This is a genomic window from Duganella sp. sic0402, from assembly GCF_019219065.1.
GTDB lineage: Bacteria > Pseudomonadota > Gammaproteobacteria > Burkholderiales > Burkholderiaceae_D > Rugamonas.
On sequence record NZ_JAHUWK010000003.1, the window covers coordinates 166741 to 183851 of the forward strand.

At 63.7% G+C, this 17111-nt stretch carries 19 protein-coding genes; all 19 read right to left on the reverse strand.

What is annotated here, in order from left to right; all coding sequences use genetic code 11:
• Positions 1-12 precede the first annotated feature (12 nt).
• The 19 genes from KW842_RS09760 to KW842_RS09850 all read right to left on the reverse strand — a co-directional run bounded on the left by KW842_RS09760 (position 13) and on the right by KW842_RS09850 (position 17099).
• Positions 13-945, reverse strand: a complete 933-nt coding sequence (locus KW842_RS09760; protein ID WP_218303900.1) for a type II secretion system F family protein — start codon at positions 943-945, stop codon at positions 13-15.
• Between the two features lie 15 nt (positions 946-960).
• On the reverse strand, positions 961-1821 hold the full coding sequence (locus tag KW842_RS09765) for a type II secretion system F family protein (RefSeq protein ID WP_218303901.1): 861 nt from the start codon (positions 1819-1821) through the stop codon (positions 961-963).
• Positions 1818-3668: an ATPase, T2SS/T4P/T4SS family gene (locus KW842_RS09770; protein WP_218303902.1), complete on the reverse strand. Its 1851-nt coding sequence runs from the start codon at positions 3666-3668 to the stop codon at positions 1818-1820. Before KW842_RS09770 ends, KW842_RS09765 begins: the two co-directional genes overlap by 4 nt.
• Before the next feature lie 9 nt (positions 3669-3677).
• The gene (locus tag KW842_RS09775) at positions 3678-5291 is read right to left on the reverse strand and encodes a type II and III secretion system protein family protein (RefSeq protein WP_218303903.1); all 1614 of its coding nucleotides are present in this window, start codon (positions 5289-5291) and stop codon (positions 3678-3680) included.
• A 39-nt stretch (positions 5292-5330) separates the two neighbouring features.
• Complete coding sequence (cpaB, locus tag KW842_RS09780; protein WP_218303904.1) at positions 5331-6308, reverse strand: Flp pilus assembly protein CpaB; 978 nt, start codon at positions 6306-6308, stop codon at positions 5331-5333.
• Positions 6309-6310: 2 nt separating this feature from the next.
• A complete protein-coding gene (locus tag KW842_RS09785) occupies positions 6311-6505 on the reverse strand; it encodes a hypothetical protein (protein ID WP_218303905.1) in 195 nt (64 codons plus the stop codon).
• Entirely contained in the window at positions 6502-7269 is a 768-nt protein-coding gene (locus KW842_RS09790) for a hypothetical protein (RefSeq protein ID WP_218303906.1), read from the reverse strand. The genes KW842_RS09785 and KW842_RS09790 overlap by 4 nt, the downstream gene beginning before the upstream one ends.
• Positions 7266-8081, reverse strand: coding sequence for a hypothetical protein (locus KW842_RS09795; RefSeq protein ID WP_218303907.1), 816 nt, complete (start codon positions 8079-8081; stop codon positions 7266-7268). The genes KW842_RS09790 and KW842_RS09795 overlap by 4 nt, the downstream gene beginning before the upstream one ends.
• Positions 8078-8953 carry a hypothetical protein gene (locus tag KW842_RS09800; protein ID WP_218303908.1) on the reverse strand — a complete coding sequence of 292 codons (876 nt, stop codon included), beginning with the start codon at positions 8951-8953 and terminating at the stop codon, positions 8078-8080. Before KW842_RS09800 ends, KW842_RS09795 begins: the two co-directional genes overlap by 4 nt.
• On the reverse strand, positions 8950-10305 hold the full coding sequence (locus KW842_RS09805; RefSeq protein ID WP_218303909.1) for a TadE/TadG family type IV pilus assembly protein: 1356 nt from the start codon (positions 10303-10305) through the stop codon (positions 8950-8952). The genes KW842_RS09800 and KW842_RS09805 overlap by 4 nt, the downstream gene beginning before the upstream one ends.
• A gap of 20 nt (positions 10306-10325) precedes the next feature.
• Complete coding sequence (locus KW842_RS09810; protein ID WP_218303910.1) at positions 10326-10610, reverse strand: hypothetical protein; 285 nt, start codon at positions 10608-10610, stop codon at positions 10326-10328.
• 232 nt (positions 10611-10842) lie between these two features.
• Positions 10843-11139, reverse strand: a complete 297-nt coding sequence (locus KW842_RS09815; RefSeq protein ID WP_218303911.1) for a helix-hairpin-helix domain-containing protein — start codon at positions 11137-11139, stop codon at positions 10843-10845.
• 124 nt (positions 11140-11263) lie between these two features.
• A complete protein-coding gene (locus KW842_RS09820; RefSeq protein ID WP_218303912.1) occupies positions 11264-12217 on the reverse strand; it encodes a right-handed parallel beta-helix repeat-containing protein in 954 nt (317 codons plus the stop codon).
• Between the two features lie 56 nt (positions 12218-12273).
• A complete protein-coding gene (locus KW842_RS09825) occupies positions 12274-12795 on the reverse strand; it encodes a hypothetical protein (RefSeq protein WP_218303913.1) in 522 nt (173 codons plus the stop codon).
• 43 nt (positions 12796-12838) lie between these two features.
• Positions 12839-13765 carry a D-glycero-beta-D-manno-heptose-7-phosphate kinase gene (gene rfaE1, locus KW842_RS09830; protein ID WP_373925159.1) on the reverse strand — a complete coding sequence of 309 codons (927 nt, stop codon included), beginning with the start codon at positions 13763-13765 and terminating at the stop codon, positions 12839-12841.
• Between the two features lie 11 nt (positions 13766-13776).
• Entirely contained in the window at positions 13777-15144 is a 1368-nt protein-coding gene (locus KW842_RS09835) for a UDP-glucose/GDP-mannose dehydrogenase family protein (protein WP_218303914.1), read from the reverse strand.
• 53 nt (positions 15145-15197) lie between these two features.
• Complete coding sequence (gene lapB, locus KW842_RS09840; protein WP_218303915.1) at positions 15198-16373, reverse strand: lipopolysaccharide assembly protein LapB; 1176 nt, start codon at positions 16371-16373, stop codon at positions 15198-15200.
• 9 nt (positions 16374-16382) lie between these two features.
• Positions 16383-16688 carry a lipopolysaccharide assembly LapA domain-containing protein gene (locus tag KW842_RS09845; RefSeq protein ID WP_218303916.1) on the reverse strand — a complete coding sequence of 102 codons (306 nt, stop codon included), beginning with the start codon at positions 16686-16688 and terminating at the stop codon, positions 16383-16385.
• Between the two features lie 105 nt (positions 16689-16793).
• Complete coding sequence (locus KW842_RS09850) at positions 16794-17099, reverse strand: integration host factor subunit beta (RefSeq protein ID WP_072787195.1); 306 nt, start codon at positions 17097-17099, stop codon at positions 16794-16796.
• Positions 17100-17111: the final 12 nt, after the last annotated feature.

A 17111-nucleotide genomic window follows, 5' to 3' on the forward strand; every position in this document is an offset into this window, starting at 1 on the left:
CTAGGTAAAAAATTACAGACCGGGATGCATGAACTTCATCGCGATCGGGAAGAACAGCACGATGAAGGTGCACGGAAAAATAAAGGCGATCAGCGGGAACAGCATTTTCACCGGCGCCTCCATGGCCAGCTTTTCGGCGCGCGCGAAGCGCTCGCTGCGGCGCTGGTCGGCCTGGGCGCGCAGCACCGGTCCCAGGTTCATGCCCATGCGCTCGGCCTGGATCACCGCGCTGATGAAGTGGGTGATGTTCGGCTCGTTGAGCCGGTCGGCCATGGCGCGCATGGCTTCCGCCCTGGCCTTGCCGGCGCGGATATCGCGCAGCACACGCTGGATTTCGGTGCGCAGCACGCCGCGCGGTCCCTTGGCCACCGACTGGCTCAGCGCACCTTGCAGATTCAGCCCGGCCTCGACGCACAGGGTAATGATGTCAAGATAAAACGGCAGCGTTTTCAGCAGTTCGCTGCGGCGCGCCTTCATGCGGTCGCGCAGCCAGAACGAGGGATAGTAAAAGCCCAGCAGCGCGCCGGCGCCCATCACTTGCAGGTACAGCGACATTGACCAGCCGGCCTCGCCGTTGCGTGCCTGGTCGAAGCTGCCTAGCCCCCACCAGCACAACAGCATCGCCAGCGCCGCGCCCAGCACCCGCGCCGCCACCAGCTGCGGCGGGGTCACCGTGTAATCCAGCCCGGCCTGGCGTAGCCGCGACCAGATCAGCGTGTGCTGTTTGGCCGAAATCAGCGGCGCGATGAAATAACTGATCCAGTGGATCGGCCGCCACACCAGCCGGAAGCCCAGTGGCGGCGCATCCTTGTAGGAGCGGTCTTCTTGCGGCACCTCGGCCAGCGCGGTGCTCAGCAGCCAGACCAGCAACGCCACCGCGACGCCGGCCGCCAGCCCCACACCAACGATCAAGGCCGAGCCATAGTGCAGCAACAGGGTTTCCATTATTGGTTTCTCCGCTCACACATCAATCGCAATGATCTTACGGATCACGTACACGCCCATCGCCTCCAGCACCGCCAGCACCGCCAGCGTGGCCCAGCCGATGCGGCTATGCCACAGCATGTCCATCGCCGCCGGCTCCATCTTGCCAAGCACCAGCGCCAGCAGCAGCGGCAGCAGTCCCACCACCCAGGCTTGCAGCTTGCCCTGCGCGGTCAGCGCATTGATCTTGCCTTCCATTTGCAGGCGGCTGCGGATGGTGCCGGCGGTGCGCTCCAGCGTCTCCGCCAGCCCGCCGCCGGTTTCGGCGGCGATGCGCATTGCCGACACCACCAGGATGGTGGTCTGGGTCGGCATGCGGTGCGCCAGATTGTTCAGGCTCTGCTCCAGCGTCACGCCGATGCGCTGCTCGCGCAGCATCAGCGAGAACTCCTGCCCCAGCGGCGCCGGGGTTTCATGCACCAGCTGGGTCAGCGCCGAACCAAAGCCGGCGCCGGCGCGCATGCCGCCGGCCAGCATCATCAGCGCGTCCGGCAACTGGTACTCGAACTGGCGCATGCGGCGCTTGCGCATCTGCGCATAGACCAGCCGTGGCGCCGCCGCCAGCGCGGCGGCGCTGGCCAGCGCCAGCAGCACGCTGTCGGTGGCCAGCAGCGTCAGCAAGGCGCCCAGCGCGATACCAACCATATTCAGCACAAACAGCTGGCGCGGATCGATGAACAGGAAGAACTCGCGCACCTGGAAGCGTGCGCGCTCGGTAAAGGCGGCGCGATAGCGTTGCAGCGTGCCGCCGCCGACATCGACCACCAGCCAGGCCAGCATGCCGGCCGCCAGCGCCACCACCACGCTGATCGTGGCCACCATTGCAGTATCGTTCATAGCGCACGCCTGTCGATGTTGCTGCGGGTGCGCCAGTGGCGGCGCTCCGGCTCATAGCCGGGCGGCAGCGTGGGTTTGAAGATATCCATGTCCAGCTGGCCGCCGGCGGCGCGCAACTCCTCGTAGAAGCTGGGCACCATGTCGCAGGCGGTGAAGTAGCCCTGAACCTTTTTCAGGCCGTGCGCATCCGGCTCGCCATAGCCCTGGCTGACGTAGCGGAAAATCTCCTGCAACTGGATCTTGCCGCTTTCCATGCCGGTCAGCTCGGTGATGCTGGTGACCTTGCGCGAACCACAGGCAAAGCGGCTCTGCTGCACCACAATGTCCACCGCCGAGGCGATCTGTTCGCGGATGGCGGTCAGCGGCAGGTCCATGCCGGCCATCAACACCATGGTTTCCAGCCGCGCCAGACCGTCGCGCGGGGTGTTGGCATGCAAGGTGGTCAGCGAGCCTTCGTGGCCAGTGTTCATCGCCTGCAGCATGTCCAGCGCCTCGGCGCCTCGGCACTCGCCGACCACGATGCGGTCGGGCCGCATGCGCAGCGTGTTCTTGACCAGATCGCGGATCAGCACCCCGCCCTTGCCTTCCACATTCGGCGGCCGCGACTCCAGGCTGATCAAGTGTTCATGGTGCAGTTTCAGCTCGGCGGCATCCTCCACCGTGATGATGCGTTCGCCGGAGGGGATGAAGTTGGACAGGATGTTCAGCAGCGTGGTCTTGCCGGAGCCAGTGCCGCCGGAAACAACGACGTTCTTGCGCGCCTCGACGCAGATTTGCAGGAAGGCCGCCATGTCGGGACTGAGCGCGCCGAACTCGACCAGATCCTGCGCAGCCAGCCGGCGGGTGGCGAATTTACGAATGGTCAGCGCCGGTCCTTTCAGCGCCAGCGGCGGAATGATGGCGTTGACCCGCGAGCCATCCTTCAGGCGCGCATCCACCATCGGCGAGGATTCGTCGATGCGCCGGCCCAGCGGCGCGACGATGCGTTCGATCACGCCCAGCACCGCGCGGTCGCCGGAAAAGGTCAGCGGATGGCGTTGCAGCCGGCCGCTGCGCTCGATATAGATCTCATCGTAGCGGTTGACCATGATTTCGCTGACCGAACCATCAGCCAGCAATTCTTCCAGCGGCCCCAGGCCGACCGCCTCGTCCAGCACCTGGCGGCTCAGCACCGCGCGGTCCAGTTCACGCGGCAGGTCGCGCTCCATATCGGCCAGGATCTCGGCGATCACCCGGCTGCTTTCGTTGCGCAGCTGGGCGTCGCTCATGCTGGAGACGTCGTGGCGGCGCAAGTCCATGGTGTCGAGCAGCTTGGCATGCACCCGCTTGCGCCATTCGAACTCCAGCTCCTTGTGACGCGGATCTGCGCCCAGCACCACGGCAAACGGTGCGCGCGCCTGGTCGGCCGCGCTGCCGGCCTGCGCACGCGCCGCTTGTGCCGCCTGTTCCGCCAGCACGCGCGACGCCTGCAACTCCGCGCTGGCGTTGCGGTTGCGCTCCTGCGCCGAGGCCGAGCGCGACTGCGGCGCGGCCGCCTGCACCTGCGGCGCTTCCGGCATGCTGTTCAGCACGCGCAGCTTGTACGGGCCGATCGCCACCACGTCGGTGGGTGCCAGCGGGCCGTGCTGCGCCTCCACCCGTTCGCCATTGACGAACAGTCCGGCGTAGGAGCCCAGGTCCTGCACCAGCACCCCGGCCGGCGTGCGGTACAGGCGTGCATGCTCCTTGCTGACGCGCCAGCTATCGAGCCTGATTTCGCTGTGCGCACCCTTGCCGAGGATGGCCTCGTCCGGCGCTTCCAGCAGGCGCGCATCACCGTCGCCTGACATGATTTCAATTTCCAGCATGGCCGCTCCTTATTGTGGCGGGATGGTGGCAGGCGCGGCTGCGGGCGCGGCTGGCGTGAACACCTTGCCGGCGTCACGTCCCGGCTGCAGCGGATCGCTCAGATACGGCGTCGGTCCCATGCGCGTGCCCAGCCGCTCGGTGGTGCGCTCGATGCGTTCCTGCAAGCCCGGCGCACGCGCATCAACAATGGTCGGCGTGACAAACACCACCAGTTCGGTTTCCTTGTTCTGGAAACGCTTCGAGCGGAACAGCGCGCCCAGCACCGGAATGTCGCCCAGCACCGGCACCTTGTCGATATCGTTGCTGGTGGTTCGTTGCAGCAGCCCGGACAGCACAATGGTTTCGCCGGCACGCACATTGAACTCGGTCTTGGTGCGGCGCGTCAGTAGCGCCGGGCCGCCCACCGCCGATACCGAGCTATCCAGTGAGCTGACTTCCGAATCGATCTCGGCGCGGATCACGCCGTTGCGGCCGACGCGCGGCTCGATATCCAGCTTGATGCCATACGGTTTAAAGACCACGGTCACGCCGTTCAGGTTGGACACCGAATACGGAAACTCGCCGCCGGCCAGGAAGCTGGCCTTGAAACCGCTGCGGGTCGATAACTGCGGCTCGGCCAGGATGGCGGCGGTGCCGTTCTGTTCCAGCAGATTCAGTTGCGCGTTCAGACCGACGTTGACCGCGCTCATCACCGTCAGCGCCGACGGCAAGACCACGCCCTTGGATGGATCGATATTGGTGATCGGCGCCGCCTGCCCGGCTGGCGAAGTGATATTGATCTGGCGCCCGCCGACGCTGGCGCCGTTGTCGCCACGGCTGATCGGCGACCAGATCGCGCCGATCGCGCCGCCGCCGGTAGGATTCCACTTCAGTCCCAGTTCGCGCAATTCGGTCTTGGGGAACTCCACCACTTTCACGTCCATCAGCACCGTCTGCTCCCAGCCAATCGGGCTGGTGAAGTTGACGATCTGCGGATAACGCTTGGCCAGTTCGGCCACCTTGTCGCGGTCGGCGTCGGACAGTTCATCGCCCTCGACGATCACCTTGTCGCCGACCACGGTCGCGGTAGCCTTGGGAATGTGCTGCAAAAAGGCCGCCACTTCGCGCGTGATACGGGCGGTTTCGCCGGGCACGATGTTGACCTTGATGCGCTGGTAGCGGCCATCCTCGTTCCAGATAAACAGCGACGACACGCCGACGCCATTGCCCGAGACAATGATCTCCTTCCCGTCCAGTGCGCTGGCGTTGAGGATCTGGCCGTTGCCGACCGCGATCCGCGCCACGCCGGGCGTCGGAAACACCTTCGATTCACCGACAAACAATTCGATTTCCGGCACCGGCGCGGCGTCGCCGCCAGTGCCGATGGGCGCATACGGCTCCACCGTCTTCGGCGCGGCGCGGCGCGGCTTGAGTGCGCCGGTATCGCTGACCACATTGCGTGGCAGCGGCGTGGGCGCAATCGACGCAGGGGCCGGCTCGGCCGATTTCGCAGTGGGTACGGCCGGCTTCGCGGCAGGTAGGGCAGCGGTCTGCGCCAGCAGCGGCGCGCTAGCCAGGATCGCGCCAAGGAAGAGCGACAGCGTCGCCGCGTGCTGCGCCGTCAGGGGTCGTGGAATACTCATGTTCTGGCTCATGATATGGACGAAATTAACAGCGGCGTGCTATCGCATGCCTGTGGTGGAAGTCAGTGTGCTGGTGGCGACGGTGGTGTCGGCCGCCTCCTGCTCAGGCGCAGCGGCCGACGCGGGCGCCGCCTTGGCCTCGCCCGGATCAACCAGCGCACGGCCAGCGGTGCGGCGCAGGTACAGCGCTTCCGGCGGCACCTTGCTATTGCCGTAGATGACAGGCACATCGCGCCGCGCCTGGCCGCCGCCACCGCTGCTGACGCGCCCCTTCATGCCTAGCAGCGAGGCCAGGTCGTTGACCTCGGCGCCGATCGGCTGCTCATCCTGCGGATTGCGCAGCAGCGCGGTCAGCTTGCCAATGTCGCGCGCGACGATCAGGTTCTGCGCCTGCGCCGGCGTGGTATCGATGGTGACGGTGGAATACTGGCGGTGTTCGCCGGCTGCTTCCTCCACCACGCGCTGGCCGGTGGCCAGCACCGGAACCCGCTGCAGCAATGGGAAAGTCAGCTTCTTGCCGTTCTGGTCCAGCGTGGCGATCAGATCGATCATGTCGCCCGGTTCCAGCAGGCCGGAAATCGAATTGATCTCATCTACCGGCACCGTCATGGCGCGCCGCCCTGCTTCCACCCGCGCGGAAAAAGTCGGTGCCTTCTGGGTTTCCATCAAGCCCCATAAAATCATCTCGCCGGCCTTGACCGGATATGCCAGCGCCTGGCCATCAATGCGGGGGAAGTCCTCCGGCGTCACCGCCACCGAGTGCGCATACTCGTTCGGCACATTGCGGATAGCGACGTTCTGGTTGTCCAGCTTGACGCCGCGCGCGATATCCACTTTGGCCACCACCACCTGCATGGTGTGACCTTTGGCACGCGCCTCGATCGCGGCGACCTGGCTGTTCAGGTAGCGGCTGGAGGCAAACGCCGCCAGGCCGCCAATCGCCAGCGCCACGCCGAGGATGGTCCAGGTCTTGCTGGGCCGGAAATTGCGTAATTGTTTGAGTCGGTCGAAGTTCATGATCAATTGGGCAGTGAAATGGCGTGGCTGATATTGCGGTAGGCTTGGGCAAAACCGTCGAGCACTATCTGCACGGTGGTGCGCGCGCTGCCGGGACTGGCGGCATCGCCGCCTATCGGTACAAACAGCGCAAACGCCAGCGCCGCGCAGGCTGCGATGTATTCCATGGTGGCGTGGCCGGATTGTCGTTGCTTCATGGGTAAGTCTCCATCGTGGTCACAGTGTTTAAAACGATGCTGACGCGGCTATCCGGCATGCGGCTGATGACGGCTATCGCTTCGCGCCCACGGCCCTTGAAAAACAGCGCGCGGCCGCTGGCGGCGCCGGCCGGCAATGCAGCCAGCGCCTTGGCTCCGGCCTCGGCCGCGCGCGACTCGCGTTCCAGCTCCATGCCGTCCTCGCGCAGCATCTGTTTGAGGCGTTCGCGGTTGACCTCCTCGCTGTAGCTGTTGACCAGCGTCAGAAAATTGGCGGTGCGCTGCGCATCGGTCGAATTCAGCGCGGTGACCACCTGGGTGCCTGACGGCAGCCGCGCCGCCACGCGCGCATTGGCGGCGCGGCTGGCGGCGCGCTGCGCCAGACCGGCCGCCACATCCGACACTGCCACCAGCCCCTGGGTGCGGCCGCCGCTGCCGGTCAGTTGCACCGTGATGTAGTACGTTCCGCTGGCGCGGCCCAGCACCAGCTTGTCGCCGATATGGTTTTCCATCAGCGGGCGCGGCATATGCTGGCGGAACCAGGCGGCGGTACGCTCCGGCGACATGTCCAGCTCAAAGCCTTGGGCGCGCATCGGCATGCCATCCACGCTCATCTGCTCGCCCATGCTGTAGCTGGCCGCACCGGGTGGCAGCGACACTTCCGGCCAAGCGGGGGCGCCGCCCGTCTGGGCGCCGCTGAACGCCGCCGCCAGCAGTGCTGCAGCCAGCACCGCGCTGCTGGTGATCACGCGCAGCGCCCTCATTTGAGCCGGTCCTGCGGCACTTCGTCCTGCCAGAAACTCAGCTCGCCCAGCTTGGGCTTCTTGATGCTGCCTGGCGATTCGATCACCACCACGGCGGCGTTCACTACCGGTTTGACGGTGTCGAAATGATGGCCGGGGAACAGCACGTTCTGCCGGATACGGCTATCAATCTGGTTCGGATCGCGCGCGGTCCAGGTGTCCGGCAGCACGGCTGTGTGGCGCGTCACCGTCAGATTGATGTTCTTGAATTGCTCGTAGGTAGAGGCGTAGCTGAGACCGATGTCCTGCAGATTGGCCACCACCACGCTGACGTTGGCGCGGTACAGTCCATCCTTCAGTCCCATCTCATGGGCGACCTTGAATGGGGCCGGCATATTGAACGGCTTGCCATCGTCGCCGGCACTCTTGCCATCCGCGTGATTGGCGCCATGCCCGCTGCCGAAACTGACCGTGACATCGTTGAACTGCTTGATCAGCGCATTACCCTGGGCGTCGACCCAGAACAGGTTCTGATTGGCCTTGAAATCGCCTGCTTCGTCATTGGTCTTGATCGGCGCATCGGAATTGCTGAAGAAGCGGCGGCGCACTTCCTGCGCCAGCTCGGCCGGCGGCCGGTAGCTGCTCATGCCGTCATTGTTGGCGATGGCCTGGAAGGCGACGTAGCGGCTGGCCATTTCAGTGGCGTGGCTGATGTCCTGGTACTTGCCGATCATCGGCATCAGCAGGAACAAGGGCACCAGCGCCAGCGCCATGACCAGGAACTCGGTCAGCGCCTGGCCATCTTCGCGGCGCGGTGTACCACGGCGCATCATGGCGCAGCTCCGGCGTTGACTGCATAGCCGCGCGCATACGGCATGAAGACGGCACTGCCCACTGCGGTGTCGAGGCGCGCTTCGACCGCCTTCAGCTGATAGCCATGCGGCGTGGTGCTTTCCAGCAGCAGCCCACCGAAGCCGTCCTTATCGACCGCGCGCAAGGGCAGGAAGGCGCCGCCTATCGCATAGCACAGCGTGCTGACATCGCCGTCCTGATTGGCTGCTTGCTGAAACACATTGCAGCGCACGCCAAGGATGGTGCGCTGGCCACTGCTTGCTGGCGGCAGCAGCGCCGCCAGCGCCGGGTTGGCTGCTGCCATGCGCTGGCGCACTTGCGCCGGCGGCTGTGCTGCCGCACGCCGCTCCGGCGCCGCATCGGCGTGGCCGCTGCTATCGCAATCGCCGCGCGCGGTCTTGTTGCTGATATCGATTTTGCACACGCCCTTGGATGACGCCAGCACCGCCTTGGAGACGATCGGCGCCAGCAGGCTGCAGTCTTCCTTGCTGACGCCGTAAGCCAGTTCGGTGGTGTAGCGGATGCTACGGTTGGCCGCAGTATAGGTTTCTTCACGGTGCAGCATCACATACTCCGGCCAGGCGGTCGGCGGGTGCAGTGTGCGGCCGCTGTCAGCCAGCGACTTGGTGCATTGCTGAACTTCCTGCTTGAGCTGGGCAAGCAGCGCGGCATTGCCGTTTTTGCCTTCGAAATAGCCTTCCAGCCGCGCCCGGTGCACCGCAACGGCGGCGCCGCCGGTATATGTCTGATGCGGCATCGGCGCCTTGAGCACGGTCTGCTCCTGCTGCGTGGTGGCGCACGCCACACCACAGTACAGCACACTCCAGGCGATCAATATCGTGATGTGCTTCATGGTTGTTGCAGGGCGACCGCTGCGGCCCTGACCGTGGAGGAGTTTGAAATCAGGTGCGCCTGCCAGTACGGATTGAACAGGCTGGCCTGTTCCTTCTGCGTGCCGGGGCGCGGCGTGGTACGTTCGAAAAACACTTCCGAGCTGGACACCGCCGCCATCACATTCTTGGCTTGGTCGCCGTGATAAATGTCCATCTGCCCGGTCTGCTTGACGGACGATGTGCCGGACGAGGTGCGCTGCTCGCTGTCGGCGCGCGTCAGGCGTATGGCGAACTGCAAGCGCGGCTCGTGCTTGGCCGGATCGGCATTGGTCGACACATACCCCAGCGCGGCGGTCGACAGGTCGTAGAAACTCGGCACGCCGCTGTAGTACCAGTTGCCACCGCTGGAGCGCGCCGATTTGCGGCCGTCGCCCAGGTTGTAGTTGTTGATGGTGCGGCAGCGCAGGCTCAGGCCCCGCCATTTGAGAATCTGCGTGCGCAGGTTGCCATCGTCGGCCGCACTCCAGTTGTCGAAGCCGTTCAGCGTGGTGCTGGCGGTGTGGTGGGCGTCGCCGCGCAACACCCACAAACATCCGCCCGGCGTCGCATCCGACCAGCCGCGCCCGGAGACAAAAGTATCCCGGTTGGCAGCGCTGACTTCGACCTGCTTGAAACGCGTGCGCTCGCTGCCGGAATAGCGCTTGATGAAAGGACCGCCGTCGAACAGTGTGTAGTTATCCTGCAGCGGTACCGTATCGACCTTGACTGCGCCCAAGCCAGCGTAATTGGCGTCGGCGACCTGGTCCATGACCTGCTTGCGGGCCGGCAGGAAGGCGGCAAACATCGCCACTTGCGACGCTTGTAGCGCCACCTTGGCCGTTTCGGTCAGCCCCATGGCCACGGTGGTCACACCGTCGAAGGCCGACTCGGCTGGGCTCAGCGTGGCCTGTACGAACTGCCAGGCCATCAGGTAACAGAGAGGGGTGTAGCGATCCAATAGCAATGCACCCGGCACCGAGTAGTAAGGGGTCTGGCAATTGAGTGGGGCGACGCGCTGGCTATGTTCGTCCGCATATTCCAGCCACGAGGCCACACTGACCATCTGGGCGATCAACACTTCATTGGCGATCAGCGCCCGGTTGGTGTAGGCATCAAAATTCAATGCCCGCGCGTGCATCACTGCCGCGCTATAGGCCACTGCATCCGCCGTGTTGACCAACTTGGTCTTCTCGGCGATCAGTTGACCGGTGTTAAACATGAAAAATAGCGCCGCCAATCCGGAAATCAGCACGAACAGACCGTACACCAGCGCCTGCCCCCGTTGCCGGGCGCGGCGCGGTAGCGCGGTTATGCGTGAACGAAGCTGGGACATGGCGGACCCGCGAAAGCTGCTTACTGCTTGCCGGTGGTCGCCTGGTCGCCGAAGGTGGACAGCGAGTTTTTGTTCGCGTCCTTGGCGGCGGTGGCGGCTTTGTTGGCGGCGGTACCCGCCTGGGTGATGGCTGCCGAACCGTTGGTGCCCGACACCTCTTGCGAGATACCGGCCATCTGGTTGCGGACAGTTGCGCCGAACAATTGTGTCACAGCAATTGCGGCCACAGCGATCAACGCGACGATAATGATGTACTCGGTCATCCCCTGACCGCGTTGCTTACGGAACATCATACGGTGTTTCATGGCAATCCCCTGAGAAAGTTAGAGAATCGCCAATATAATAGTGAGATAACGCACACATACTCACACATTGTCACTTTAAAAATATTTAAGAAAAAATATGTATTTTTTGCAAAAGTGTTAAACGTGCGCGACTATCGATGCGCTATCCTTCCAGCCTGGCGGCTGTGTTGAGCAAAAAGACAACGTCCCCGCAGACACGGGTTCTACGGGGACGAAGAGGATGGCTGCGGAATTATTTGGCGGACTTGGCGGGCGCCCCGTCCTTGGACTTGCCGTTCACTTGCAGGCCGGCTTCGGACAGCCGCGCGGCGCTTTTCTGGCCGACGCCCTTGACGCGCGACTCAAAGTCGGCCCAGTCCTTGAACTCGCCTTTCTTGCGCTCTTCCAGGATGGCCTTGGTCTTGGCCGGGCCGAGGCCGCGGATGCTGTCCAGCGCCGCCTCGTCGGCCTTGTTGACATCGACCTGCGCCCAGGCGAAGGTCATGCTTGCCATCAGCGTGGCAAGCGCCAGCAGTAGTTGCTTGTACATAGAATGTCTCCGTGAAGGTTAAGCAAGGGCGACCATTCGCACCTTGAATCACCTTAACGACATGCAGCGGTTGTGCGGTTGACGCCGCCACTCTGACGAAGATCAAGACGGCGGGCAGAACGTATCACCTGGCGCCCGCCACATGGTTGGCGCGCATGATTGTAGAGCTGGCTGCGCCGGCAACTGGTGCATCGATCTCGCCAACAAAAGTGTTATCCTCGATCAGCACCCCCCGGCTATTGTGGGCGACATAAATACTATGGCGCGTTGCCGATTTTCCCTTCACGTCGATCCGATTGCCCCGAATGACGGCACCACTGCCTTGCTGAAGTATGATTGCCGCGCGCGTCTGTTTGCGGGCTGCCGGCAGTTTCATTAAGATGCTGACAGGATCGCCCGCTTCGCTCGCCGCGATCCAGCTTGGCACCAAAGGATCACCCAGGACGATGGTGTTATTCACGATCTCGCTGTTCGGTCCGGCCATCGCGATGGCGGCATCGCCATCGCTCTCGATGACGCAGTGACGCACAATATTGCCATCGCCCTCCAGCCGGATGCCCACGTTGTCGGTTTTAATCGTCAGGTTTTCAAGTACATAGCGCGTTTTCTGATAACGCTCCCCCTGCGGGATTGCCAGTAGATTTTCCGTGAGCCAGGCGTCGACAAACCGGACGCCGCTGCCACTACCACGCAAATCGATCACGCCGTTGCGCACAATGACATTACGCGTACGCAGGCCGTATTCAACGCCAGCACGTTCGGCCTTGCCCCGGTTGGCGCGGGCAGCAATCAATATGCCGTGGGATCGTGCCGCCGTGTGCAAGGTATGCTGCTGCAGGTCGATAATGACATCACCGCCCTCGATCACAATCAGCGCATGACCATAGCGTGGCCCTGCATGACCGCCGCCCGCCAACATAGCCTGGCTAAAATCCTTGCTCACGCAATAACGTCCTGGCTGCTCAATCAAGGCGTCCTGCGTAGCGGCACTGCGTGGCGATAAAGGCATGCATTGAGGAATGGCGGGCTGCGCCGCCCACGCCGCCGGGAGGGCTGACAGTGCAGCCAGCGCAGTCATGAACAACTTTCGTCTCGTCATTTAATCCGCTCCACTCTGTGCCGGCGTCTCCCGTATCAGAAATCGCCGCCCTGCTGGACAAAGCTGTAGCCGCGGCCGTGCGGCCACGGTTGCTGCACCGCCCAGCCGAACAGCACGCCATCGTCCTGGAGGCGGAAACGCAGCACGACCGCCGTGCCTGGATGGCTGGCGACATAGTCGAAAATCGCCGCAGGTATGCGTTCCAGCACCGGCACGCGGTAGTCGCCAATGATTTGCCCGGTGGTCCAGTATTCTCCGGGCGTGGTCTGCGCACGCCAGCTCACCTGCACCCAGCGCGGAAACGACATTTTGCTGCCGCCGCCTATCGTCGAAGTGCCTTTGCCTTCCGCCGTCAGAACAGCGGCGGCAAAGGTGCGGTTCCCGGCGTCGGACAAGGCCAGGACACCTTCCTTGCTGCTGGCTCCTGGCGCCAGTTCATATTCGACCAGCATGCCCATGCCCTTCAGCGCCCGGTCACTTTGCGGCTTGCTGGCGTGGGCGCTGGATAGCAGTCCTGCCAGCAGCGAAAACCAGACCAGCAAATAGCGTCGCTTCATATCGCCTCTCACTCATTAACGACGCAAGCGCTGCGGTCTGCGTTCAGGTCGAAGGGAACAATTCCTCGCGCGTGACGGTGGCGGTGCCCAGCTTGCCGACCACAATGCCGCCGGCGCGGTTGGCGGTCTGCACGGCTTCCTCCCAGCCTGCGCCGGTGCCCAGCATGCAGGCCAGCGTGGCGATCACGGTGTCGCCGGCGCCCGAAACGTCAAACACTTCGCGCGCCTGCGCCGGCATGTGGAATTGCGCGCCGTCGGTGTACAGCGTCATGCCCTCTTCCGAACGGGTCAGCAACAATGCGTCCAGTTTCAGCTCGGCACGCAGGGCTTGCGCCTTGGCGGTCAGTTGCGCTTCGCTGCTCCAGGTGCCTGCGATCAGTTTGAACTCCGACTTGTTCGGCGTCAGCACGGTGGCGCCGGCATAGCGGCTGAAGTCGTCGCCTTTCGGATCGACCAGCACCACTTTGCCGGCGGCGCGCGCGGCGGCGATCATGTCGGCCACCGCCACCAGGCTGCCCTTGGCATAGTCCGACAGCACGATCACGTCGTAATCGGCCAGCAGCGCCTTGAACTGTTCCAGCTTGTCGCGCAGCACCGTATCAGTCGGCGCTTCTTCAAAATCAATACGCACCATCTGCTGCTGACGGCCGATCACGCGCAGCTTGATGATGGTGGAGATGGCGTCGTCGCGCTTCAGGTAGCTGCGGATGCCGCCGCCTTCCAGCAGGCGCTGCACCTCATCGCCCGCCTCGTCGTTGCCGACGATACCGAGCAGGCCGGACTGCGCGCCCAGCGCCGCCGCATTGCGCGACACGTTGGCGGCGCCGCCCAGGCGCGCTTCGCGCTTCTCGATGCGCACCACCGGCACCGGCGCCTCCGGCGAAATACGGCTGACCTCACCGAACCAGTAGCGGTCCAGCATCACGTCGCCCACTACCAGGATGCGTACTTTATCCAGAGTCTTCGTCACAGTTATCCTCGTTAGTTGCGGGTCAGCACCGAGCGGCCAATGCCGTGGTATTCAAAGCCGATTTCGGCCATCACTTCCGGCTCGAACAGATTACGGCCGTCGAAGATCACCGCGTGCTTCAGTGCCGCCTTGATCTTGTCGAAGTCCGGGCTGCGGAAGGCCTTCCATTCGGTGACGATGGCCAGTGCCTCGGCGCCGGTCAGCGTATCCATCGGGCTGTCGGCAAAGCGCACCCGTGCCAGTTCGGCGGCGTTCAGGTCGAGCGCCAGCACGCGCCGGGCTTCCGGCATGGCGACCGGGTCATACACCGCCACCGTGGCGCCGGCGTCCAGCAGTTGGCGGATCAAGACCCGCGCCGGCGCTTCGCGCATATCGTCGGTGTTGGGCTTGAAGGCCAGGCCCCAGATGGCGAAGTGTTTTCCGCCCAGGTAGGCGCCAAAGCGCGACAGCACCTTACGGCCCAATACCAGCTTCTGCTTGTCGTTGACCACCTCCACCGCGCGCAGGATGTGCAGATCCTGCGCATAGTGGCGCGCGGTGCGTTCCAGCGCCTGCACGTCTTTCGGGAAGCAGGAGCCACCGTAACCGGCGCCGGCGTACAGGAAGCTGTGGCCGATACGCGGATCGGAACCGATGCCGCGGCGTACCGCTTCGATGTCGACGCCGACGTTGTCGGCCAGGTTGGCCAGCTCGTTCATGAACGAAATGCGGGTGGCCAGCATGGCGTTGGCGGCGTATTTGGTGAACTCGGCCGAGCGCACGTCCATCCAGAAGGTACGCTCGTGGTTGCGGTTGAACGGCGCGTACAGGCGCTTCATCAGCGCCGCCGCCTGCTGGCCCTCGGCCGTGCTGTCGTGGCCGATGACGATGCGGTCCGGACGCATGAAGTCTTCCACCGCAGCACCCTCTTTGAGGAATTCCGGATTCGACACCACGGTGAAGCTGGCGTCGCTGCCGCGCGCCTGCAATTCCTCTTGCAGCGCAATGCGCACGCGGTCGCCGGTGCCGACCGGCACGGTCGATTTGTCGACGATGACCTTGAAGCCAGTCGCATGCTTGCCGATGTTGCGGGCGGCGGCCAGCACGTATTGCAGATCGGCCGAGCCGTCTTCATCTGGCGGCGTACCGACCGCGATGAACTGCACTTCGCCGTGCGCCACCGAGGCGGCGACATCGGTCGAGAAATGCAGACGGCCGGCGGCGCGGTTGCGCGCCACCACTTCTTCCAGGCCTGGCTCGTGGATCGGGATGCCGCCGTTGTTCAGCAGGTCGATCTTGGCCTGGTCTACGTCCAGGCAGAATACGTCGTTGCCCAGCTCCGCCAGGCAGGCGCCGGTGACCAGGCCCACATAGCCGGTGCCGATGATGGTGATTTTCATGGTGACTCTCTTAGTACCCCGTCATTCCGGCCTGCGCCGGAATGACGGTGGGGTTAATTCATAACGTTAAGTTCTTCGGTGCGGCGCGGCGGGTAGGTTTCCCAGCGGCTGCAACCAGGACATTGCCAGTAGAACTGGCGCGACTTGAAGCCGCAATGGCTGCACTGGTAGCGCGCCAGTTTCTGCGTGTAGCCGTGCACCAGATTCTTCACCATCGACAGCTCAGTCACCAGATTGGGCGGCGCATCGACCAGCCGCGCTTCCAGCAGCTTGTCCAGGCCCAGCAGAGTCGGCGTGCGGCGCAATTCGTTCGATACCAGCTGCTTGGCGGCGTCGACGCCGTCCAGCTCCAGCACCGCTTTGTAGACCACTTCGATCAGGTCGATCGACGAGGCCTGCTCAAGATAGGATTTCAGCAGGTTCAGGCCTTCCTGCGGGCGGCCGACCTTGCGGTAGCCCTCCATCAGCCGCTGTGCCACCAGCGCCACGTGCGGCACGCTGATCTGCTCAACGCGGCGCCAGGTCAGCAGCGCCGCCTCGACATCGCCCTGTGCCAGCTGCGCATCGCCGGTCAGCATGGTGGCGCGCACGTTGACGCGATCCGCCTGCAGCGATTTGTCCAGCAGCTCCAGCGCCTGCTCCGGATGCAGGTGCACCAGCGCGTCCTGCGCCAGCTCGCAGTAGAACTGCGCGATCTGCTTCTGGCGCGAACCAGCGCCGGATTCCTGCAGGCCGATGGCGGCCTCGATGGCGCGCGGCCACTCCTTCTCGCGCTGGAAAATCTCCAGCAGCGCACGGCGCGCCTGCGCCGAATAGGAGCCGTTCAGCAGCGTGTTGAAGGTTTCCTCGGCGCGGTCCAGCAGGCCGGCCTTCAGGTAATCCATGCCCAGCTCGTACTTGGCATGGTCTTTCTGATCCTGCGGCAGGTCGGGACGCGCCAGCAGGTTCTGGTGTATCCGGATGGCGCGCTCGGTTTCGCCACGGCGGCGGAACAGATTGCCCAGCGCGAAGTGCATATCGGCCGATTCCGGATCCAGCCGGACGATGTCGATAAACGCGTCCACCGCCTTGTCCTGCTGATCGTTGAGCAGGAAGTTTAAGCCTTTGTAATAGCCGCGCGGCAGCGTGCGCGACTCCGACACCACGGCGCGCATATCGACGCGCGCGGCAAGCCATCCCAGGCCAAACAAGACCGGGATGCCCAGTAACCACCAGAGTTCAAATTCCATGAGTGCTAGTTATTGTTGTGTATTGACGCTGTCCGGCTGCGGCTGGCGGGTAGCCTGCTGCGCCGACGATTGCAGCGTGTGGATAGTGGTTTTGTGCTTATTGGTTTCGCGGCGGTGGCGGAACACGGTGGGCGTCAGCGCCAGCACGCCAAGTACGGCGCCGGCCACGAAGAAGCCGAGCAGCATCAGCACCAGCGGGCCGCGCAGCTCATAGTGCAGGAACAATTGCAGATCGACTTCCTGCGAGTTCTTCAGCGCGAAGCCGAAAAACAGCACAAAAATAATGAAGCCTACGATGGGGGAGATGAATTTCATCAGCCGGTATCCTGTTGAGTGCCAAGAGCGCCAGTATCGCACCTCGGCCAACAAAAAAAAAGCGGCATCCCGAAGGACGCCGCTTTTGCTTAACTATTGAATGCTTCAGTCCTCGATGATCGGTTGCCCGACCATCGCGTCAACCCGCTCGCGCAATTGCTTGCCCGGCTTGAAGTGAGGCACCCGTTTTTCGGGCACCATCACCTTGTCGCCCGACTTCGGATTGCGTCCGATGCGCGGTGGCCGGCTGTTCAGAGCAAAACTGCCAAAACCGCGTATCTCGATGCGCTGACCAGTCGACAAAGCGTTGGTCATCGCATCCAGAATGGTCTTGACGGCATACTCCGCATCTTTGGCCACCAGCTGAGAATAACGCTCAGCCAGGCGGTTAATCAGTTCGGACTTAGTCATCGCGAACTAGTT